We start from the raw sequence: 21,439 nt of genomic DNA on the forward strand, positions 1-21,439 counted from the left end.
GCCGAGCCACTTGTGACGATGCGCTGGTCAGTAACGGCGAGCAGTCGAGAACTGCATCCCTGCCATCGACTCGACCTTCACCGGTACGCCGAACGTCGACGCGTGGAGGATATTGCCATCGCCTGCGTAGATACCGACATGCGAGTTGTCGCTGTAGAACGTGACGATGTCGCCCGGCTGCAACTGGTCACGGGATATCGGCGTACCACCCGCTGCCTGCGCCTGGCTGGACCGCGGCAGTGTTTTACCGATTTGTTTGTACGACCACACGACGAGCCCGGAGCAATCGAACTCGTTGGGCCCGGTAGCTCCCCAGACGTACGGGTCGCCGATGCGGGTCAAACCAGCCTGTAGTGCCGCGGTGCCCGACCCTGGAGTCAGATTAGCCAGTATTTTGCTGGCGTCGACGCCCTCTGGAAATGTCGACCCACTCAATTGCACGCGTTCGGCTTCGGTCAGATCGTCGAACGCCTTGGTCACCTCGGCAACCTGAGCCTGAAGTTCGCTCTGCTTGCGCTGCAGATCGTCGCTCAGCGCCTTCGCCTGATCAGCCGCAACCCGTGCAGCATCCGCGGATTGTTGCGACGAGTCCGCTGCTTGGCGAGCGTCGAGCGTCGCTTCGTTGAACTGGCGGACCTGCACCGCCGCGTCGTTGGAGATGACATCGAGTGCAGACATCTGATCGAGCAGCTGCTGCGGTGAATCGCTGACCATCAAGGCAAAGAGCCGATTGGTCCGCGCGCCCTGATAATTGGCCGTAGCAATTCGATTCACAGCCGGCGCAACCTCGGCGACCTTGGCCTTTGCCACGTCGTAGCGTCCCTGATCCTCGACAAGTCGAGCTTCAGCGTCGAGCTGCACGGACGTCTTTGCATCGAGATCGATCTGCGCGTTGTGCAAAGCCTCGTTGGTCTGCTCGGACACTCGGGCGAGTTCGCCGAGCTTCTCGAGCGCCTCGGTGGGATTCGTGATCACCGGGTCGGCGGCCGCCGGCATCGATGGCAACGCGACAAGCCCAACTGCCAATACGCCTGTTGTGAGCGCGATGCGGACCCGGCTGTACTTTCTCGATGAAAACGATCTAGATGAAACCACGGAACGCGACTCTCCGTCTCAGTTTTTGTGATGCCTGCCGATGCCCGTCAGGATCTGTTAGCTGGATGTCAACTACCCACACTACCTGCCGGCGGCACCTAATGTCTCGATAAGGTTACGGAATGGCATACGTTTGTGTCTACTCGTCGGTAGGTGTAACGGGAGCGAAGCGAGTGTGAACCCCTCGGAACGCCCGGAACTCACCCGGATAAACAGATGTGGGCCTCGAATCAGTTGATTCGAGGCCCACATCTGCACAGAGTGGAACTGCCCCTTTTCCAGTGGATCAGGTCGACCTTCACAGGTACCCGATCAGTGACACCGGATCAGAAGCGGCGAGCACCGTCGTACGGCATGGACGACACGGGTGCCAGCTTCACGGGCTGACCCGCGGTCGAAGCATGGATGACATTTCCGTTGCCCGCGTAGATACCCGAGTGCGATCCGCCGTAGAAGGAGATGACGTCGCCGACACGGAGATCGGACTGCGCAACTGCGACACCGGCTGCAGCCTGGTCGTAGCTCGTGCGGGGGATGTTGAGGCCGGCCTGCTTGTAAGCCCACTGGATCAGACCGGAGCAGTCGAACGCGTCCGGGCCTGCCGCGCCGTACACGTACGGGGCGCCCAGCTTGCTCTCTGCGGCGCGAACAGCCTGCTCACCAAGGGTGGAGATGGGAGCGGCGGGTGCAGCCTGTGCAATCGGCGCAAACGCGGGGTTGTCCGTGACACCGGGGATAACGGGAAGTTCGGGGATCGAGACGCCCGGGATGTCGAACGTACCGACACCGGGGATGGTGATGGGGTCTGCCGAGGCAGGCGCAGCGGTTGTAGCAAAGGCTCCGGCTGCAAGTGCGCCGGCGACAACCAGTGTTGCCGAACGCTTCAAACTTTGTGACGCCACTTAAGGGGTGCTCCATTTCTTCCATTCGTCCGCCGACCGAGTTAGCTGACGGGTTCGGGCTGGGAAGATCAGCCCTACCCGCGTGGTCCGTAGCGATGACGCTTGCTACGCCCCAGGCGGGATTCACCCCAGTGAAACTTGGGTTCCCGGTTCGGGTTCCTCGCGGAGATCCCGATTAGGCGGTTCCTGACGAAGCCGGTCCTTTGTGGCCCGGCAAGACTTCGTTAGGTCTCAGGAAGATTACGAAATGATCGCGGCGATGTCGACCGCATCGCCAATTTCGCGTGCGATTCATCCGAATTTCCGCGCAGTCGCGCTCGATACGCCAAAACGGTCACAGCGGGATAACGATACGTCCGGTTTCCGTAACGTCGTGAACCATTTCTCGTGAGTCGACCCGATTCGATCCGGCCCGGCAATCCGTGACTTACCCCAGATCAGCACCAGTTACGTACCGGTAGGCCCCTTTTCACCCGAGGTGGATTACGAGTCGGCACACGCCAGGCAACGCAGCCAGATCCACTCCACCCGAGTGCGACACCGAAGGCGCCGACACACCTCGAAAATCGCCCAACTGTGACGCTCGTCTCTTTTAGGTCACGGGCGACCAAATGCCGGGGTGCGTGCGATGCCCGTTAGTCCCGAATTCAACTTCTCTTGGTCCTTGCGCCGAAGCGACCGATTCCTGTCGGCCCCTCCCTCTACTGTCTTGCGCTGTGAGTCAAGCCGACGCTGTCAAGGCCGCCGTTGACGCCGATCCGGATATCGGCCGTCAACTGTCGTTCGACGAGCTGGACACTCCGCTCAGCGAGACGACGTTTGTAGTCGTCGACCTCGAGACCACCGGCGGAAGCGCGGACAACGATTCGATAACCGAGATCGGTGCCGTCAAGATTCGCGGTGGCCAGGTGCTCGGCGAGATGGCAACTCTGGTCGATCCCGGGCGGTCGATCCCGCCGTACATCGTCGAACTGACCGGCATCACCGATGCCATGCTGATCAACGCTCCGCGCATCGATCGCGTTCTACCCGCGTTCCTCGAGTTCGCGAAGGGTTCCGTACTCGTTGCCCACAACGCGCCCTTCGACATCGGATTCCTCAAGGCGGCAGCTTCCCGCACGGCCCGGCCTTGGCCACCGTTCCAGGTTCTCTGCACCGTCAAACTCGCCAGGCGTGTCCTGACCCGCGACGAAGCACCCTCGGTCAAGCTCTCTGCGCTCGCGCATCTGTTCCGCGTCTCCACCCAACCGACGCACCGAGCGCTCGACGACGCCAGAGCCACCGTCGACGTGCTCCACGGCCTGATAGATCGGGTCGGCAACCAAGGCGTACACAGTTACAGCGAGCTGATCGACTATCTCCCCAACATCTCGGCTCATCAACGCGCCAAACGCTCCTTCGCCGCAGACCTCCCCCGAAGGCCGGGCGTCTACCTCTTTCGCGGCCCGTCCGACGAAGCGCTGTACATAGGGACGGCAGTGGACCTGCGCCGCCGCGTCCGGGGCTACTTCACCGGTTCCGAGACGCGTGGGCGCATGAAGGAGATGGTGGCCCTTGCCACCCGGGTCGATCATGTGGAGTGTGCTCACGCCCTGGAGGCCGGAGTACGCGAACTCCGACTCCTCGTGGCACACACTCCGCCGTACAACCGCCGCTCCAAGTTTCCCAAACGCGGATGGTGGATCGTTCTCACAGACGAGGCCTTCCCCCGGCTATCCGTGGTGCGTAGCCCGACGCCGCACTCGATCGGACCGTTCACGTCCCGCGCGAGCGCGCAGGAGATTGCAGAGACCGTGTGCGAGTTCACCGGGCTGCGTACCTGCACCAAGCGGATACCTCTTGGCGCCGTGCACGGGCCTGCCTGCCCCGCACGCGAACTGGGCTCGTGCCCGGCAGCCCGAGATGACACCGCGGAGCGCTATGCGGTGTCAGTCGCCGACGTTCGGGAGTTCTTCGCCGGCGTGCACGACATGCCGCTTCAACGAATGAAAGCGCGCATCGAGCAACTCGCTGCCACCGCACTGTTCGAGAACGCGGCCAGACTGCGCGACCGAACTGCCGCAGTTGCAGTAGCAGTACGACGCACTCAAAAGCTCGCCGCCGTCGCCGCCATCGATCAGTTGGTACTGGCGCGCCCCGCGCCGGAAGGCGGCTGGGAATTAGCCGTGATCCGCGCCGGCAGGCTCGCCTCCGCCGGCCTTGCCCGAGCCGGGACTCACCCGATGCCCGTGGTCGACGCCCTCGTCGCATCGGCCGAAACCGCACTTCCCGACAACACACCGCTGCGCGGAGCGCCCCCGGAAGAACTGGCGCTCGTCGTCCGCTGGCTCGGATCGGACGGAATCAGGATCGTCTCCGCCACATCGGGCTACACCGAGCCGGCGTGCGGCGCGGGGCGGTGGGAAGACTGGTGCCACCTCGCCAAGGTTGGAAACGAATCCGAGCGTGCAGAGAACCATCGTGATGCCTGGAATGGGCGCGGCGACGCGAGGACATAAGCTCGACCACAGCACAGCACCGCGCAACCAGAGGAGCGACATGATCAATGCGATCGTCATGATTCACGCCGAATCGGCCCGAATCCCGGAGACTGCTCAGGCCGTCGCCGACATCCCCGGAGTCAGCGAGGTGTACTCCTGCGCAGGCGACGTCGACCTGATCGCGGTAGTCCGGGTCCGTGACCACGCCCAGATCGCAGAGGTCATCACCGGCCGGATCAACAAGGTTCCCGGAGTGACGCGAACCGCCACTCACATTGCGTTCCAGTCCTTCTCCAGCGCCGACGTCGAAGCTGGGTTCTCGCTCGGCGAATGACTCTCAGGCGCCTTCGGTCAGCGCGGTGGTGAGCGACGCCCACCTCCGCAGCAGTTCCGCAGCTGCGCCGCTGTCGATTGCGACAGCGGCCGAGGCCATTCCCGCGGCAATCGCACCTTCCAGGTCGTCACCGACTCCGTTGAAGGCCGCGATCGCCGCGCCCGCGTTGAGTAGCACCGCGTCCCGGACGGGGCCAGGCTGACCGGACAGCAGGGTGCGCGCGACCTGAGCGTTCACGTCCGCGTCGCCGCCTCGCAATTCGTCCAGTGGTACCCGAGCGATGCCCAGATCTCGCGGATCCAGTGTGACGGTTCGAACCGCTCCGTCGGCAACGATGTACACCGTCGACGTCGTGGATGTCGTCAGTTCGTCGAGTCCGTCGTCGCCGCGAACGACCAATGCCGAATTACCGCGCTGCGCAAGAACTCCCGCAACAACGGAGATCAGCTTCGGGAAGGCACACCCGATCAATCCGGCACGCGGTCGTGCTGGATTCGTCAAGGGACCGAGCACGTTGAAGGCCGTCGGGATGCCGATTTCCTTCCGTGGCACTGCCGCAAATCGCAGTGCCGGGTGAAATACGGGCGCAAAGCAGAAACCGATGCCGACCTCGTCTACGCACCGAGCCACGTCTTCCGGGCCCAGATTGATCCGAACACCGAGAGCCTCGAGCACATCGGCGCCGCCACTCTTCGACGATGCTGCCCGGTTGCCGTGCTTGACCACTCGAATTCCCGAGGCTGCCACCACAATCGAAGCCATGGTCGAGATGTTGACAGTGTTGGAGCGGTCGCCGCCGGTTCCGACGATGTCGACCACATCGGAATCGACCGGCACCGCCTTAGCGTGTTCGAGCATGGCGTCGGCAAGGCCCTGCAACTCTGCGGGTGTCTCGCCCTTCATCTTCAAACCGACACCAAAAGCGGCGATCTGCGCCGAACTTGCGTTGTCGGACATGATTTCGCTCATCGCCCAACGGGAATCGTCGCTCGACAAATCGGAACCATCGGTGAGCTGACCGAGAATCATCGGCCAGGACCGCACGACACCGCTCGAATCGGAGTTCACAGCGTTGGTTGCGTCGGTGCCGGCCATCTACTTCGGTCCCCTATGTTCAGTCGAAATGTTCAGTCGAATCAAATCGCGATGTATCTGACATACGTAGCGTAGTCAGTCACCGTGCGGCAGTCGCGAATCGGTCCGCTCACACTGATCGCCGGCCCTTGCCCGGGCCTGACTGCGCCGCATCCCCCGGCTGCAGCGCGTCCCATCCCGCGACGGACCCACCCAACCGTTGAGCCAAACCTGCCATCCGCGATCGCTCCTGCGAGCAGTGCAGCGCGTCCAGAAGCTGGACGCGTTCGAACACCACACGAACCACACCGTTGCCATCGCTCGACGCGCTATCCGCGGCTGTCACCGAGCGCCGATATCCGTCCTGAGCGACGATCGACTCGGCCTCTCCGAGTGACGCCTCCGGAAGGTCGAGATGGTGGCGCAGCACTGCCTCCGAATCCGGTCGCCAACGAGGCGGCGCGGAGGCCCCGCGCTCCAAAGCGGTCGAGCACGATTCCACGTCGTCGAAACCTTCGGCGACGATCTCGAGGTCGGCTCTCGACGGATCCAGCGGAGGCGAAACTTTTCTGCTGAAAATTCTCAGGTACCAACGTCTACTCTGGTGTGTAGCTGCCATCGCGTCAGCATATTCAAAGTGTCGCCACCTGCGCGTACGCCGACCGAAATCGCGAACTCGAGCCTTACGACGCGCCGATGACGGACCCGAGTGGCCGTCTCTTACGACGAAGCGTCATACTTCTGTCTGTGACGAGCGCAGTAGGGACTTCAGGATCGGCAATCACCCAACGCGTGCACTCGCTGAACCGGCCGAATATGGTCAGCGTTGGCACCATCGTGTGGTTGTCCAGTGAGCTCATGTTTTTCGCAGGGCTCTTCGCCATGTACTTCGTGGCACGGGCGCAGGCACCGGAGGGCAATTGGCCGCCGGAGCCTACCGAATTGAACCTTTATTTGGCTGTACCGGTGACGTTGGTGCTGATCGCATCCTCATTCACCTGCCAGATGGGCGTGTTCGCGGCCGAGCGGGGCGACGTCTTCGGACTTCGACGTTGGTACACCATCACTTTGGTCATGGGGGCGTTCTTCGTCGCCGGCCAGGGCTACGAGTACTACCACCTCGTGCATGAGGGCACCACAATCGCCAGCAGTGTCTACGGCTCGGTGTTCTACATGACCACCGGTTTCCACGGCATGCACGTCATCGGCGGTCTCATCGCCTTCGTTTTCTTGATCGCACGCACCCGAGTCAGCAAGTTCACGCCGGCTCAGGCAACCGCAGCGATCGTCGTTTCGTATTACTGGCACTTCGTTGACATCGTGTGGATCGCGCTGTTCGCAACGATTTATTTCATCCGTTAATCAGCTGAACGCCACAGGCAGCCCCTGACGTCCAGTCCGTCCCGACATACCAAAGGGATACAGATGAGTTCATCCCCCCCTCCCACATCCGATACAACAGCGACCGCCGCGAAGACGCGTCGCCAGCGGAAGATCCGCCGGCGTGTCACCGGAGCGCTCGTACTGATGATGGGATTGATCAGCGCAGGTTTCCTCGCCTCGGCACTGACACCCGCTCCGCAGGTCGCTACTGCAAGCGACGATTCAGCCGCGCTTATCCGTGAAGGCAAGCAGTTGTACGACACGTCGTGCATCACGTGCCACGGAGCCAACCTTCAGGGTGTCGCGGACCGCGGTCCCAGCCTGATCGGTGTCGGCGAGGCGGCAGTGTACTTCCAGGTTTCGACCGGTCGTATGCCTGCAGCACGCAACGAGGCACAGGCTCAGCGCAAGGACCCCAAGTTCGACGCTGCACAGACCGATGCCCTGGGTGCTTTCATCCAGGCCAACGGTGGCGGCCCGACGCTCATTCGTGACGAGAACGGCGAAATCGCTCAGTCCTCGCTTCGCGGTGGCGACATCGGCCGAGGCAGCGAACTGTTCCGCCTGAACTGCGCGTCTTGCCACAACTTCACCGGCCGCGGTGGCGCACTGTCCTCGGGCAAGTACGCACCGGTCCTGGACCCCGCCAACGAGCAGCAGATCTATGCCGCTATGGTCACCGGCCCCCAGAACATGCCGAAGTTCTCCGATCGTCAGCTCTCGATCGAGGAAAAGAAAGACATCATCGCCTACGTGAAGTCGTCCGGAGAGGCCAAGAACCCCGGTGGTTACGGTCTCGGCGGCATCGGTCCGGCCTCTGAAGGTCTCTTCATGTGGGCCGCCGGAATCGTCGCTGTCGTTGGTGCAGCATTGTGGATCGGAGCAAGGTCATGAGCGACGCTGGCCAGCAGGGCGGCGATACGCCAAAGAAGTACACGGATGAGGAACTCGAAGCGATGACTCGCGACGAGTTGGTCACCCTCGGCACCAATCTCGACGGCGTCGACGTTGTCTACCGTCGCGACCGCTGGGCCGTCGAAGGCACCAAGGCAGAGAAGCGCGCCGAGCGCAATGTTGCGTTCTGGTTCGGCCTCGCCGGCGTCTCGGCGATCGCATTCATCGCGATCTACTTGTTCTGGCCCTGGCAGTACGCCGGCGCCGGTGACGAGAACTACGGCAAGTACAGCCTGTACACACCGTTGATCGGTCTGACCATGGGTCTCGCGATCCTCGGTGTCGGAATCGGTGCGGTCCAGTTCACCAAGAAGTTCATCCCCGAAGAGGTGTCCATCCAGGACCGCCACGACGGTGGATCCGCTGAGGTTGACCGCCGGACGATCGTCGCCGAACTCAGTGACACGTTGGAGACGTCCACCTTCCCCCGCCGCAAGGCCATCAAGCGCAGCTTGATGTTCGGTGGTGGCGCACTCGGCGTCATGATGATCATGCCTCTCGGCGGCCTCATCAAGAACCCGTGGGCCAAGGGCGACGAGTCTCCGCTCTGGGTGTCCGGCTGGACCCCGAACTACCCCGGCGAGACCATCTACCTTCGTCGTGACACCGGACGCCCCGAGGACATCGTTCTCGTCCGCCCGGAGGACCTCGACGCCGGCTCCATGGAAACGGTCTTCCCGTTCCGTGAATCCGATCGTGGTGACGAGCACGCGTTGCTCGCTGCGCTGCGCGGTATCCGCAACTCGGTCATGCTCATCCGTCTGCGTACGGAAGACACCGAGCGGGTCACCAAGCGCAAGGGCCAGGAGAGCTTCAACTACGGCGATTACTTCGCCTACTCGAAGATCTGCACGCACCTTGGTTGCCCCACCTCGCTCTACGAACAGCAGAGCAACCGTATTCTCTGCCCCTGCCACCAGTCGCAGTTCGATGCACTGCAGTACGGCAAGCCGATTTTCGGTCCCGCTGCTCGCGCACTTCCGCAGTTGCCTATTACAGTGAACGAAGAGGGCTTCCTAGTCGCCGACGGTGACTTCATCGAAGCACTCGGCCCGGCATTTTGGGAGCGTCGACCGTGACCACAACCACCACAAAACCGACAAAGATCGCCGCTGCTGCAGCAGGTCAAGCGGAGGCGATGGACTCGCGCTACCACCTCGCAGCGGGTATGCGTCGTCAGATCAACAAGGTCTTCCCGACGCACTGGTCCTTCATGCTCGGCGAGATCGCGCTGTACAGCTTCCTGATCCTGCTCATCTCAGGTGTGTTCCTGACGCTGTTCTTCGATCCGTCGATGGCGCACGTCACCTACCAGGGCGCATACCAGCCTCTTCGTGGTGTGACGATGTCACGCGCATACGAGACCACCCTGAACATCTCGTTCGAGGTTCGCGGCGGTCTCTTCGTACGCCAGATTCACCACTGGGCCGCATTGATGTTCGCCGCGTCGATCATCGTGCACCTCGCACGTATCTTCTTCACCGGTGCGTTCCGACGCCCGCGTGAAGCTAACTGGGTCATCGGCTGCTTGCTGCTGGTCCTGGCGATGTTCGAAGGCTTCTTCGGTTACACCATTCCTGACGACCTGCTCTCCGGCACCGGCCTCCGCGCCGCGTTCGGTGGTATCACGATGAGTATCCCGGTGGTAGGCACCTGGATGCACTGGATGATCTTCGACGGTGACTTCCCCGGCGACCTCATCATCCCGCGTCTCTACGTCGCTCACGTGTTGCTCTTCCCTGGCATCATCCTCGCGCTGATCGCCGGCCACCTCGCGCTGGTCTGGTACCAGAAGCACACGCAGTTCCCCGGCCCCGGCCGTACCGAAGAGAACGTCGTCGGCGTTCGTATTCTTCCGGTCTTCGCCATGAAGGGTGGCGCATTCTTCGCCATCACGTTCGGCGTGCTTGCACTGCTCGGTGGTCTGTTCCAGATCAACCCCGTGTGGAACATCGGTCCGTACAACCCATCTCAGGTCTCCGCTGGTTCTCAGCCTGACATTTACATGATGTGGACGGACGGACTCGCACGACTGTGGCCCGCCTGGGAGATCTACCTGTTCGACCGGTACACGATCCCCGCAGTGTTTGCCGTCGCCCTGATCATGGGCCTCGTCTTCGCCATGCTGTTCGCGTACCCGTGGATCGAGAAGCGCCTCACCGGAGACGACGCTCACCACAACATCCTGCAGCGTCCCCGCGACGTTCCGGTTCGTACCGCAATCGGTGCAATGGCTATCGCGTTCTACGCGGTCCTGACGATCTCGTGCATCAACGACATCATCGCGTACCACCTGCATATCTCGTTGAACGCAATGACGTGGATCGGCCGCATCGGCATGATCGTGCTTCCGCCGCTCGCGTACTTCGTGACGTACCGCTTCTGCATCGGCTTGCAGCGCAGTGACCGTGCAGTGCTCGAGCACGGTATCGAAACCGGCATCATCAAGCGGATGCCGAACGGCCAGTACATCGAAATCCACCAGCCGCTCGGACCCGTCGACGATCACGGTCACCCGATCCCCCTCGAGTACCAGGGTGCAGCTGTTCCGAAGAAGATGAACAAGCTCGGCCTGGCCGGCAAGCCCGGCACCGGCAGCCTCACCAAGGCAGACCCGGTGGAGGAGAGCGCAGCTCTCGAAGCCGCACAGCATGCCGGTGAGCATGAGCAGCTTCAGATTCTGCTCGACTACCAGAACCGCATCCACGGCAATGGCAGTGGCAACGGCAAGGCCGACGATTCCACTGGAGAACTCCACTAGATCGTCAGCAGCAACACGAAAAAGACGCGGTCGCCGCAACACTCTCGAAAGAGAGGTTGCGGCGACCGTGTCTTTTTCGTGCGCTAGTGTCCGCGCGAGGCGCTCCAGGCAGCGCCGAGTGAGAATTGACTGGACACACCGTAATGACGCATGGCGTCGGCGACCCGACGCCTGCCCGTCCTAGGAGTCAATCCCAGGGCAATTGATGCGGATTCCATCGTCAAGCCTGAATTCATCAGTTTCAATATCGGATCCCACGGGTTCTCCCACGAATGACCGTGGTCAGCGACCGGTACTGCTTCCTCCCACACCCGGTGGTAGATCCAAGTCATGATGCCCGCCAGTGTCGGGGACTGGATGGACATCATGCTGCTCGGCCACGCTTCTCCCCAAGTGAAGGGGATTCCGACACTCGTGTGATCGAGTATCCAGAAGAAACTCGGTGGATTCGGGTGCATCCGAACTTGGGAGCCTGCGTTGATTTCATGCGTGATCTGATTGCGCCCCAACTCGGTGTTCGCGTCGACTGTGCTGACGATCAGACGGATGTCGTGGTTGGGACCACCGTTTTCCTCCCAGTACGAGCCCGGCTTCTTCTCGGCCAGCACCGTGTACAGAGGCACTGTGTCAGGCATACATGCGTACGACGCGACGGGCTTCGAACGTGAAGCCTGAATTTTGTACATGTCCGGGGCGGCAAACGGCCCGTGCATCACGTCGATGGGCAGACCGTGGACATCGGAGTCACCGTGCTCCCAGGCCTGCAACAACTTGGGAAGCGATTGGAGTATCCCTTGTGTTCTGGCAATACCGGACTCGAGGTCGTGCGCCACACCGGCCAGGATGTGCTGCGTGACATCGGCGACGGTGGCGTCGGGGCGCCGGTAGGTGATGACGCCGTCTGCGACAGAAAGGAATCCGAACTCTTCGAGCCGCGCCACTGTCTTTTCGGTCGTATCCATCGAACCGCCCGTCACTTCGGCAAGCTCGGCGACGCTCTCGATCCGACCACGTAAGGCGATGTCGAGGAATTCTGCCAGTTCGGTAGTTCGGTTCATGTCGGGGACCCTTCCTCGACCACCGTCTCGTAGTGCTCGACAACCGGGAAAGGGTCGTAGAAGTGATGGAGAAGCTCGCGCCACCGCTGGTAGCCGTCGGACTGCCGGAAGCCCACCGTGTGCGCTTCGAGGCTCTCCCACTCCACGAGCAGTAGGTACTGCTGCGGCGATTCCACGCAGTGCGAGAGATGCAGACGGATAAAGCCGGGCACCGCGGAGATGATGGACTTTGCTGTACCGAACGCCTTCTCGAATTCTTCGGACAGAGCCGGATCAACCTGGAGCAGTGCATGTTCGAGGATCATGTGTCGAGTGTCGCAGAGGACGACGCGATCTCTTGCGCTCCCCCGCCCCAACGCAAGAGGCGCCGAACCCCGCGAAGGGTTCGGCGCCTCTTTGTCGAGAGCGTTTGTGCTAGTGCTTCTCAGGTCCGACGTGGTACTCGAACACCAGACCGGCTGCGGTCGCGATGATGAGGACAACTCCAACCACGATCATCCAGGGCTGGAAGTACGCCAGTGACACCGCGGCAATGGCAGCCGAAGCAGCCAGCAGCATGGGCCAGAAGCTACCGGGGCTGAAGAAGCCCAACTCGCCTGAACCATCCGAGATTTCAGCGTCGTCGTAGTCCTCGGGACGAGTGTCCAGACGACGGGCGACAAAGCGGAAGTAGGTTCCGACGATGAGCGTCAGGCCCGCAGACAGAACGATGGCCGTGAGTCCGGCCCACTCGATTCCCGTACGGGACAGAGCGGTGAACACACCGTAGATGATCGCGACGAGGATGAAAAACAGCGTCAGGATCTCGAAGAGCTTGGCTTCGATCTTCATATCAGCACTTGTCCTTGTTCAGTGAGGAGGCTGGCCGGCTCAGTTGCCTGCGGTGGCGACTGTTGCCTGACGGTACTCGCGGTCGGTGTTGAACGGCGTGGTCGACGTAGCCACCGGCGACTGACCGATTGCCGACAATGCCTCAGCGGTGCTCAGACCGCCGTTGCCCTGATCGTCACCCTTGCGCAGTTCGATGTACTTGGCGAAGTCCTCGGGCGAAACCGCACGGACCTCGAAGTTCATCATCGCGTGGAACGTGCCGCACATTTCGGCGCAGCGCCCGACAAATGCGCCTTCCTTCTCGATCTCACTGATCTGGAAGATGTTGTCGGAGTGGTTTTCCTTGGGGTTCGGCATCACGTCGCGCTTGAACAGGAACTCGGGAACCCAGAACGCGTGAATCACGTCGGAGGAGGCCAGTTCGAACTGGATGCGCTTGCCGGTCGGAAGAACGAGAATCGGGATCTCGGAGCTGGTTCCGACGGTCTCGATCTTGTCGTAGTGCAGGTAGCTCAGATCCTGGACGCTGTTTCCGTGGATCGGGCCGGGAACCTCTTCGCCGTGGGCGTCGACAGTCGCGCCCTCGGCCTTGGCTGCCTCTTCGGCTTCGAGATCGATGCCGTTGTACTTGGCGGTACCGTCACCGAACTCGATGGAGCGGTAACCGAACTTCCAGTTCCACTGGAACGCAGTGACGTCGACGACGACGTCCGGGTTCTCCGTGCGCTCGAGAACATGGTTCTGGACGACAACGGTGAAGTAGAACAGAACCGCGATGATCACAAACGGAACTGCCGTGTAACCGAGTTCGAGCGGCACGTTGTATGCCGTCTGACGCGGGAACTCCGGTGAGTCCTTCTTCTTACGGTGGAAGATAACTGCCCAGAAGACCAGTCCCCACACCAGCACACCCATGAAGAGGGCGGCGACAACCGACCACGTCCACAGTTCTCGCATGCGCGTCGCTTCAGGAGTGATGCCCGAAGGCCACCCGAAACGAAGCACTTCATTGTCGATGGAGCAACCCGACAGCAGCAAGGCAGCAATGCCCAAAGATACTGCCAGCCCAGCTCGCCGAAGGATCCGACCTTGCGCCACGTTCACGCCTTCCTGATCGCCGCAAAATTCAACTAGGGCACCTCGAATGGAAGGCCCAATTACTACGCAGCGTAGACCAAAGGTGGGCGGTATCCATCCCCGGGTCCTTCACCGTGTCGCGTCGGACGTCACACAAATCTCTCAGGCGCAGCTCAGGAACAGGTCAGGCATCGTCAGCGACCTACATCACTGCGATTCGTTCGTCTGTGATCGGCGCAGAGACGGATCTGCGGCATACTTTCCAGGAAGAGTTCGTTGACCTCTCCCCGATGCTTACGTCCGGGAGCCTTCTGCAATAAAAAATTCTGAATCGAGGAACCGGACGCTGTGTGTGGACTGCTCGGGCTACTGACATCTGGCGGAACCAGCGACGACGCCGTCGCACAGGTCGACCAGGCACTGCACTGCCTGCGTCACCGCGGACCCGACGAACAGGGGACGTGGCACGACGACCATCTCGTGTTCGGTTTCAATCGGTTGTCGATCATCGACATCGCGCACTCGCATCAGCCGCTGCGCTGGGGCCCGCCGGAGAATCCGGAGCGTTATGCCCTGACGTTCAACGGTGAGATCTACAACTACCTCGAGATCCGCGCGGAGCTCGCGAAGGATCACGACGCGAAGTTCTTCACCGAAGGCGACTCCGAAGCCATCGTCGCCGCGTTCCACTACTGGGGCGAGGACGCGGTACGACGCCTTCGCGGAATGTTTGCATTCGCGATCTGGGATACCGATACGCGCGAGCTGTTCATCGCTCGCGACCCCTTCGGCATCAAGCCGCTGTTCATCGCGACGGGCACCGGTGGCACGGCGTTCGGCAGTGAGAAGAAGAGCCTGCTCGAGCTGACCGACCTGATCGGAATCGGCACCGAATTGGATCCGCGTGCGATCGAGCACTACACGGTCCTGCAGTACGTTCCGGAGCCGGAAACGCTGCACAAGGAGATTCGTCGGCTCGAATCCGGCAGTTTCGCGCGGGTGCGTCCGGGTGAGCAGCCGCAGATCACGCGATACTTCACGCCCAAGTTCCCGGCCAAGCCGTTTGCGCCGGGCACGGAGAAGGCTCGCTACCAGGAAATCGCCGAGGCGCTCGAGGACTCCGTCGCCAAGCACATGCGTGCCGACGTGACCGTCGGTTCGTTCCTGTCCGGCGGTATCGACTCCACCGCGATCGCCGCGCTGGCCATGCGCCACAACCCGAACCTCATAACCTTCACCACCGGTTTCGAGCGCGAGGGCTACTCGGAGGTCGACGTGGCGGCCGAGTCGGCCGCCGCGATCGGCGCGAAGCACATCGTGAAGGTGGTCTCCCCCGCCGAGTTCGCTGCCGCGATCCCCGAAATCGTCTGGTATCTCGACGACCCCGTCGCGGACCCCGCGTTGATCCCCCTGTGGTTCATCGCGAAGGAAGCGCGCAAGCACGTCAAGGTCGTACTGTCCGGCGAGGGCGCGGACGAACTGTTCGGCGGATACACGATCTACCGTGAACCGTTGTCGCTGAAGCCTTTCGAGTACCTCCCAAAGGGGTTGCGCCGGGCGGCCGGCAAGTTGTCCGAGCGAATCCCGGATGGCACGCGCGGCAAGAGCCTGCTCAACCGCGGTTCGCTGACCCTCGAAGAGCGGTACTACGGCAACGCGCGCAGCTTCAACGACGCCCAGTTGCGCGCCGTTCTGCGCGATTTCCGCCCGGAGTGGACGCATCAGGACGTCACAGCGCCGATCTACGCGCAGTCTCGCGATTGGGATCCGGTTGCCCGTATGCAGCACCTGGACCTGTTCACCTGGCTTCGCGGCGACATCCTCGTCAAAGCTGACAAGGTCACGATGGCGAACTCACTCGAACTGCGAGTGCCGTTCCTCGACAACGAGGTGTTCGACGTCGCGTCGCGGGTGCCGTTGGATCAGAAGATCACCAAGGACACCACGAAGTACGCGCTGCGTCAGGCCCTCGAAGGCATTGTGCCGCATCATGTTCTGCATCGCGCGAAGCTCGGATTCCCCGTACCGCTGCGCCACTGGCTGCGCGGAACCGAACTGTTCGACTGGGCACATCTGCAGATTGCCGAGTCCGGCACCGATCACATCTTCGACAAGGCAGCGGTCGTGAAGATGCTCAACGACCACCGCGACGGCGTTTCCGATCACAGCCGTCGTCTGTGGACCGTGCTGACCTTCATGGTGTGGCACGGAATCTTCGTGGAGAAGCGGATTGTTCCGCAGATCCAGGAACCGGTGTACCCGGTCAACATCTAGGGCCTTCGGCCCTGTGCGCCTTTCTGGTAGTTCGCACTACCAGAAAGGCGCACAGGGGGGCGTAGCCCCCTAGGGAAGAATCGTTGCGATCTCGTCTGCGGCGGCGCTGCCGTAGGCGTCGGTGAGACGCTTGAGCGCCTCGTCGCGATTGAAGACCCACTCCTGCGTTCCGACGGTCTCGAGGACCAGCACAGCCACGAGTGAACCCAACTGCGCGGCGCGCTCGAAGCTCAGACCCGCGCCGTGGGCAAGCAGGAAACCTGCACGGAAGGCGTCGCCGACACCAGTCGGATCAACCTTGCCGGTTTCGGGCACCACGTCGACGCGTACCCAATTGCCCTCGGCGTCAACGATTTCGACACCCTTCGAGCCGAGCGTCGTGACGCGGATACCCACCTGTGCGCGAATCTCCTCCTCGCTCAGGCCCGTCTTCTGCTGGAGGAGTCCCCACTCGTATTCGTTGGTGAAGAGATACTTGGCACCGTGGATGAGTGCCTTGGCTTCCTCTCCCGACAGGCGTGCAAGCTGCTGCGACGGATCGGCGGCAAACGGAATTCCGAGCTCGCGGCATTCGTCGGTGTGGCGGACCATGGCCTCGGGATCGTTTGCACCGATCAGAACCAGATCGAGGGCACCGGCCGTCTTGGCTACCGACGCGAGATCGATTTCACGGGCTTCGCTCATCGCTCCGGGGTAGAACGAGGCGATCTGGGCCATGTCCTCGTCCGTGGTGCACACAAAACGCGCAGTGTGCGCCTTGTCGGAGATCCGGACCGCGCTGCAATCGACGCCGTTGTCCTCGAGCCAGGTGCGGTACTCGGCGAAGTCGGCGCCCACCGCGCCGACCAGCAGCGGCGATCCACCGAGAACACCCATCGCGTACGCGATGTTTCCACCGACTCCACCGCGACGAATCACGAGGTCGTCCACCAGGAAGCTGAGCGAGATATGCGCAAGCTGGTCGGCGAGCAGCTGATCCGCGAAGCGGCCGGGGAAACGCATCAGATGGTCGGTGGCAATGGAACCGGTTACCGCAATAGTCACGGATCGAGGCCTTTCAGCGAAAGTGAGTGGACGTTGAATGAAGAATTCATACAACTGACGCGGAACCGATTACCGGTTCCGCGTCAGTTGTTATGTCTGAAATTGTGATCGACTCGACTCAGTTGAACGAGTCGCCGCAGGCGCATGAGCCCGTGGCGTTGGGGTTGTCGATCGAGAAGCCCTGCTGCTCGATGGTGTCGAGGAAGTCGATGGATGCACCTTCGACGTACGGGGCACTCATCCGGTCGACAACCAGGTTGACGCCGTTGAAGTTGACGGTGAGGTCGCCGTCGAGGCTCCGGTCGTCGAAGAACAGCTGGTACTTCAGTCCGGCACAGCCGCCCGGCTGCACTGCAATACGCAGTGCGAGGTCGTCGCGACCTTCCTGATCGAAGAGTGCCTTCGCCTTCGCGGACGCGGACTCGGTCATCGTGACGCCGTGGGTGGCGGTCTCGTTCTGCACAGTCATGGGCTCTCCCTAATGTTCATACCAACCCGTGAACGCTTCAACGGTACGCCTCTGCCGACTTATTCCCGCCAGTTCACTACCGTGTGCGATTCGTCTTCATCCTAACCTTTCCACGCCCGTCGGCAACGACGCCTCGGCAGCGTTCACCCGCGTCGCCAGATGCTCCACTCGCGCGCTGTCTCTTCGGCCAGTCCGCGCAGGTGGATCGATGCGTCGCGCATGGCGTCCTCGATCGATCCGGCGAAGTCGGTGACGGATTCCGCGCCGACTATCCCGAACCTCTCGTAGTCGGACGCCGAGAGTTCGACCTGACCGGCCAGAACAAGCGTCGGGACGCCGTACGACGCACTTGCGGCGGCGAGGGATGTGACCAGTTTTCCGCGCAGTGACTGGCTGTCGAATTTTCCTTCGCCGGTGATGACCAGGTCGGCGGACTCGAGAAGTTCCGCCTGACGTGTCCGCTCCGCCACCACTTCCGCACCGGAGCGGCGGTCACCGCCCAGAGCGAAGAGCGCGGCGCCGATTCCTCCGGCCGCGCCCGCACCGGGCAACTCCGCCACGGATCGGCCGGCTCCACTCCCCAGAGTCGACGCCCACTCCCGGTTCCGTTGTTCCAGGATCTCGACAGCACTTCCGTCTGCTCCTTTTTGCGGTCCGAATACCCCGGCCGCGCCGATCTCGCCCAATAGTGGGTTCTCGACGTCGGTGGCAGCGACCAGTTCGACGCCTCGGAGTGCGGCGCGGGCAGCCTGCACCCCGCCCAATGCGTCGACAAGCCCGCGTCCACCGTCTGTGCAACAACTCCCACCGAGGCCGATCACGATCTTCGTCGCACCCGCGTCCAGGGCTTCGACGATCAAGTCTCCGACACCACGGCTGTGCGCCGCGAGTGCACTCTCCCTGGTTGGCGGGCCGCCGAGTAGGGCAAGTCCACAGGCCTGAGCGGACTCGATGTATGCGGTGTCCGAGTCGAGGAGCCAACGTGCATCAACCGGAGTGGTCAGTGGGCCGGAGACATGCGCATTCCGGATCTCACCACCAGAAACTGCCAGTGCATCGACAAATCCGGGGCCACCGTCGGACTGTGGTGCGCAGATGATCTCGTCGCCGGATCGCGCCCGTCCCCAACCGTCGGAAATCGCGTGTGCGGCGGCGGTAGCAGTCAAGGTGTCACCGAAGGAGTCAGGAGCAACAATTACCCGCATGGGCGAAGTGTAGGGGCGGTCGGTGTCGCCGATGTTTCACAATCAGCAGAAATACCGAGGTCGGTTTCCCAGAGGACGCACTTATCCAATAGCCTGGAGGGGTGAAATTGCTACGCCGCGGTGACTCAGACAACTCCGACAAAAATGACGTCGAGGTCACTGAGGCGTCCTCAGCCTCTGACGAGGCGTCCACCGAGCAGGTGGGCAAGGGTCGCCCCACACCCAAGCGTCGCGACGCCGAAGCCAAGAAGCGCGGACCGGTCGCGCCCGCTCCGCTGACGTCCAAGGAAGCCCGCGCACGCCGAAAAGCGACACGCGGCTCCAAGGAGGAGCGCAAAGTCGAAGCTGCCGAGCGCCGTGCATCGTCGGCAGACCGTCGCGCGCGCATGCTCGCCGGTGAGGACAAGTACCTCCTCCCCCGCGACAAGGGACCCGTCCGCGCGTACGTTCGCGATTTCATCGACGCCCGCCGCAATCTCGTCGGCCTGTTCATGCCGCTGGCCCTCGTCCTGATCATGACGATGTTCGTGACGCCGCAGCTGCAGGCGATTGTCACGCTCGCCATGCTCGTGATGATGCTGTTCATGGTCGGTGAAGGCATCTGGCTCGGACGCATGATCAACAACCGCGTCGCGGAGCGCTTCCCCGAGAGCACCGACGGAGGGTTCAAGCTCGGCTGGTACGCGTTTGTCCGCGCGTCGCAGATCCGCAAACTTCGCGCACCGAAGCCTCGCGTGGGACCCGGCGACGCAATCTGAGCGTGTCGAACCCTGTCAGAACTCTGGTCCTCGGCGGCGCGCGGTCTGGTAAGTCCGCGCACGCCGAGGCTTTGTTTTCTCCCGGATCGCCGGTTCGCTACGTCGCCACAGCCCGGCGCGACCACACCGACACCGACTGGGAAAGCCGCATCGACCAGCACCGCGTCCGGCGACCGGCGCACTGGTCGACCGTCGAAACTGCGGCTGATGGCGATCTCGAGCGCACGCTCCGCAACGACAATTCGACGGATACCCTGGTCGATGATCTCGGTACCTGGCTGACCGGCGAGTTCGATCGACGCGGTGCCTGGGAGGCACCGCGCGGCACCATCACGCCCGCGGTCGATGCGCTGATCGAGAGTGTGCGCGACTACCGCGGATCACTGGTCCTGGTCAGCCCGGAAGTCGGCTTGGCAGTCATTCCGGAAACCCGATCGGGCCGGTTGTTCCGCGACGAAATCGGCTCGCTCAATGCCCGCGTCGCAGCGGTGTGCGATCGTGTTGTGCTGGTGGTCGCAGGACTACCACTCGTCTTGAAAGAGCCCTCAGCGTGAAATTTACTGTTGCACAACCGGAAGGCACGAAGTGAGCACCGAAGCGAACTCCACCAGTAGCGCGGCTGTCAGTAGCGCGGCTGTCAGTAACGCGGAGTTCGAGCCGGTTACTCCGCCGGATCGCGACGTTCGGGCTCTCGCCGATGCTCGCCAGCTCGACCTCACCAAGCCCGCCGGATCGCTTGGCCGACTGGAAGCACTGGCCGGCTGGGCTGCAGCCTGCCAAGGTGTTTGTCCCCCACATGCTTTCGCCCGTCCCCGCGTGGTCGTGTTCGCGGGCGACCACGGCATCGCCCGCAACGGCGTATCTGCCTATCCACCTGAAGTTACCGCGCAGATGGTTGCCAACTTCCTCGGCGGCGGCGCAGCGGTGAACGTACTCGCCGAGGTTGCCGGCGCAACCGTGCGCGTTGTCGACATCGCGGTGGAAGTGGATACCGATCCTGCGGTCTCGAACTACAAGGTGCGCCGTTCCTCCGGTTCGATCGATCGCGAAGACGCCCTCACCCATGAGGAAACTCTGCAGGCCATCGCAGCCGGCCGAGCTATTGCCGACGAGGAAATCGACGGGGGCGCAGACCTTCTCATTGCCGGCGACATGGGCATCGGCAACACGACGCCCGCCACGGTACTGATCGCGGCACTGACAGACACAGAGCCCGTCGCAGCAGTCGGCCGCGGCACCGGCATCGACGACGCAGGCTGGATCCGCAAGACCGCAGCCATCCGCGACGCACTGCGCCGCGCCCGGCCGCACGTCCGCGATACCGTCGCACTGCTACGAACGGTTTCCGGCGCAGATCTTGCCGCGATGGCCGGCTTCCTCGCCCAGGCAGCGTCGCGTCGCACTCCCGTCATCCTCGACGGCGTTGTCGTGACCGCTGCGGCCATGGCTGCGGACGAGTTGGCTTTCGGTGCCCGGGACTGGTGGGTGGCCGGACACCGCTCCACCGAACCAGCACACACCATTGCCTTGACGCGCATGGGATTGACCCCGATCGTCGAATTCGACATGCGACTCGGCGAAGGCTCCGGCGCGGTGACAGCGCTGCCGATCCTGCAGGGTGCGGTGGCCATCCTCGCGAAGATGGCTACGTTCAGCGAAGCGGGCGTGAGCACCGAGGGCAGCAAGCCCGCCGCCGAACCCGAGGCGGTCGAGCTCACCAAGACAGACACGGCGGACTGA

The 21,439-nt window shown here is 62.5% G+C and carries 21 protein-coding genes and 1 riboswitch; of the genes, 10 read left to right on the plus strand and 11 right to left on the minus strand.

Annotation, left to right across the window (positions count from 1 at the left end; genetic code table 11):
• Positions 1-27 precede the first annotated feature (27 nt).
• Both KYT97_RS06645 and KYT97_RS06650 read right to left on the minus strand, forming a co-directional pair.
• A complete protein-coding gene (locus KYT97_RS06645) occupies positions 28-996 on the minus strand; it encodes a C40 family peptidase (protein WP_106939680.1) in 969 nt (322 codons plus the stop codon).
• A gap of 425 nt (positions 997-1,421) precedes the next feature.
• Positions 1,422-1,997, minus strand: coding sequence for a C40 family peptidase (locus KYT97_RS06650; protein ID WP_033231024.1), 576 nt, complete (start codon positions 1,995-1,997; stop codon positions 1,422-1,424).
• Between the two features lie 14 nt (positions 1,998-2,011).
• Positions 2,012-2,189, minus strand: a riboswitch (cyclic di-AMP (ydaO/yuaA leader).
• Between the two features lie 524 nt (positions 2,190-2,713).
• On the opposite strand from KYT97_RS06650, the gene KYT97_RS06655 reads away from it, so the two are divergent.
• Positions 2,714-4,495 carry a DEDD exonuclease domain-containing protein gene (locus KYT97_RS06655; protein WP_245006043.1) on the plus strand — a complete coding sequence of 594 codons (1,782 nt, stop codon included), beginning with the start codon at positions 2,714-2,716 and terminating at the stop codon, positions 4,493-4,495.
• 40 nt (positions 4,496-4,535) lie between these two features.
• Positions 4,536-4,811, plus strand: a complete 276-nt coding sequence (locus KYT97_RS06660; protein ID WP_033231456.1) for an Lrp/AsnC family transcriptional regulator — start codon at positions 4,536-4,538, stop codon at positions 4,809-4,811.
• 3 nt (positions 4,812-4,814) lie between these two features.
• Here the strand turns inward: KYT97_RS06660 and trpD are convergent, their stop codons facing one another.
• Together trpD and KYT97_RS06670 are read right to left on the minus strand one after the other, a co-directional pair.
• Positions 4,815-5,906 (minus strand): anthranilate phosphoribosyltransferase, encoded by a 1,092-nt coding sequence (gene trpD / locus KYT97_RS06665; RefSeq protein WP_033231025.1) that lies wholly within the window; start codon positions 5,904-5,906, stop codon positions 4,815-4,817.
• Positions 5,907-6,015: 109 nt separating this feature from the next.
• Complete coding sequence (locus KYT97_RS06670) at positions 6,016-6,504, minus strand: hypothetical protein (protein WP_202025934.1); 489 nt, start codon at positions 6,502-6,504, stop codon at positions 6,016-6,018.
• 128 nt (positions 6,505-6,632) lie between these two features.
• On the opposite strand from KYT97_RS06670, the gene ctaE reads away from it, so the two are divergent.
• The 4 genes from ctaE (at position 6,633) to qcrB (ending at position 10,983) form a co-directional block, all read left to right on the plus strand.
• The gene (gene ctaE / locus KYT97_RS06675; RefSeq protein ID WP_033231027.1) at positions 6,633-7,247 is read left to right on the plus strand and encodes an aa3-type cytochrome oxidase subunit III; all 615 of its coding nucleotides are present in this window, start codon (positions 6,633-6,635) and stop codon (positions 7,245-7,247) included.
• A 63-nt stretch (positions 7,248-7,310) separates the two neighbouring features.
• On the plus strand, positions 7,311-8,162 hold the full coding sequence (gene qcrC, locus KYT97_RS06680; protein WP_080711563.1) for a cytochrome bc1 complex diheme cytochrome c subunit: 852 nt from the start codon (positions 7,311-7,313) through the stop codon (positions 8,160-8,162).
• A complete protein-coding gene (gene qcrA, locus KYT97_RS06685; RefSeq protein ID WP_033231028.1) occupies positions 8,159-9,301 on the plus strand; it encodes a cytochrome bc1 complex Rieske iron-sulfur subunit in 1,143 nt (380 codons plus the stop codon). The genes qcrC and qcrA overlap by 4 nt, the downstream gene beginning before the upstream one ends.
• A 59-nt stretch (positions 9,302-9,360) precedes the next feature.
• Positions 9,361-10,983 (plus strand): cytochrome bc1 complex cytochrome b subunit, encoded by a 1,623-nt coding sequence (gene qcrB / locus KYT97_RS06690; protein WP_204369004.1) that lies wholly within the window; start codon positions 9,361-9,363, stop codon positions 10,981-10,983.
• Between the two features lie 83 nt (positions 10,984-11,066).
• Here the strand turns inward: qcrB and KYT97_RS06695 are convergent, their stop codons facing one another.
• The 4 genes from KYT97_RS06695 to ctaC form a co-directional block, all read right to left on the minus strand.
• Positions 11,067-12,041: a helix-turn-helix transcriptional regulator gene (locus tag KYT97_RS06695; RefSeq protein ID WP_033231030.1), complete on the minus strand. Its 975-nt coding sequence runs from the start codon at positions 12,039-12,041 to the stop codon at positions 11,067-11,069.
• Positions 12,038-12,346 carry an antibiotic biosynthesis monooxygenase family protein gene (locus KYT97_RS06700; protein WP_033231031.1) on the minus strand — a complete coding sequence of 103 codons (309 nt, stop codon included), beginning with the start codon at positions 12,344-12,346 and terminating at the stop codon, positions 12,038-12,040. Before KYT97_RS06700 ends, KYT97_RS06695 begins: the two co-directional genes overlap by 4 nt.
• 109 nt (positions 12,347-12,455) lie before the next feature.
• Positions 12,456-12,872: a cytochrome c oxidase subunit 4 gene (locus KYT97_RS06705; protein ID WP_033231032.1), complete on the minus strand. Its 417-nt coding sequence runs from the start codon at positions 12,870-12,872 to the stop codon at positions 12,456-12,458.
• Positions 12,873-12,911: 39 nt separating this feature from the next.
• Positions 12,912-13,976 carry an aa3-type cytochrome oxidase subunit II gene (gene ctaC, locus KYT97_RS06710; protein WP_033231033.1) on the minus strand — a complete coding sequence of 355 codons (1,065 nt, stop codon included), beginning with the start codon at positions 13,974-13,976 and terminating at the stop codon, positions 12,912-12,914.
• Positions 13,977-14,297: 321 nt separating this feature from the next.
• Here ctaC and asnB point away from each other — a divergent pair, with 321 nt between their 5' ends.
• A complete protein-coding gene (gene asnB, locus KYT97_RS06715; protein ID WP_045070326.1) occupies positions 14,298-16,223 on the plus strand; it encodes an asparagine synthase (glutamine-hydrolyzing) in 1,926 nt (641 codons plus the stop codon).
• Positions 16,224-16,292: 69 nt separating this feature from the next.
• Here asnB and KYT97_RS06720 read toward each other — a convergent pair whose 3' ends face one another.
• The 3 genes from KYT97_RS06720 to KYT97_RS06730 all read right to left on the minus strand — a co-directional run bounded on the left by KYT97_RS06720 (position 16,293) and on the right by KYT97_RS06730 (position 18,941).
• Complete coding sequence (locus KYT97_RS06720; protein WP_033231035.1) at positions 16,293-17,267, minus strand: carbohydrate kinase family protein; 975 nt, start codon at positions 17,265-17,267, stop codon at positions 16,293-16,295.
• Between the two features lie 118 nt (positions 17,268-17,385).
• Positions 17,386-17,736, minus strand: coding sequence for a HesB/IscA family protein (locus KYT97_RS06725; protein ID WP_033231036.1), 351 nt, complete (start codon positions 17,734-17,736; stop codon positions 17,386-17,388).
• Between the two features lie 143 nt (positions 17,737-17,879).
• Positions 17,880-18,941, minus strand: coding sequence for a glycerate kinase family protein (locus tag KYT97_RS06730; RefSeq protein WP_219111952.1), 1,062 nt, complete (start codon positions 18,939-18,941; stop codon positions 17,880-17,882).
• Between the two features lie 101 nt (positions 18,942-19,042).
• Between KYT97_RS06730 and KYT97_RS06735 the strand changes: the two genes are divergently transcribed.
• Genes KYT97_RS06735 through cobT form a run of 3 tightly spaced genes read left to right on the plus strand, consistent with a single transcriptional unit; the run spans position 19,043 to position 21,439 of the window.
• Positions 19,043-19,699 carry a DUF3043 domain-containing protein gene (locus KYT97_RS06735; RefSeq protein ID WP_045070330.1) on the plus strand — a complete coding sequence of 219 codons (657 nt, stop codon included), beginning with the start codon at positions 19,043-19,045 and terminating at the stop codon, positions 19,697-19,699.
• Between the two features lie 2 nt (positions 19,700-19,701).
• Entirely contained in the window at positions 19,702-20,253 is a 552-nt protein-coding gene (gene cobU, locus KYT97_RS06740; protein ID WP_245006044.1) for a bifunctional adenosylcobinamide kinase/adenosylcobinamide-phosphate guanylyltransferase, read from the plus strand.
• Positions 20,254-20,284: 31 nt separating this feature from the next.
• On the plus strand, positions 20,285-21,439 hold the full coding sequence (gene cobT, locus KYT97_RS06745) for a nicotinate-nucleotide--dimethylbenzimidazole phosphoribosyltransferase (RefSeq protein ID WP_045070332.1): 1,155 nt from the start codon (positions 20,285-20,287) through the stop codon (positions 21,437-21,439).

This window comes from Rhodococcus globerulus, from assembly GCF_019334125.1.
Classification (GTDB): domain Bacteria; phylum Actinomycetota; class Actinomycetes; order Mycobacteriales; family Mycobacteriaceae; genus Rhodococcus_F; species Rhodococcus_F globerula.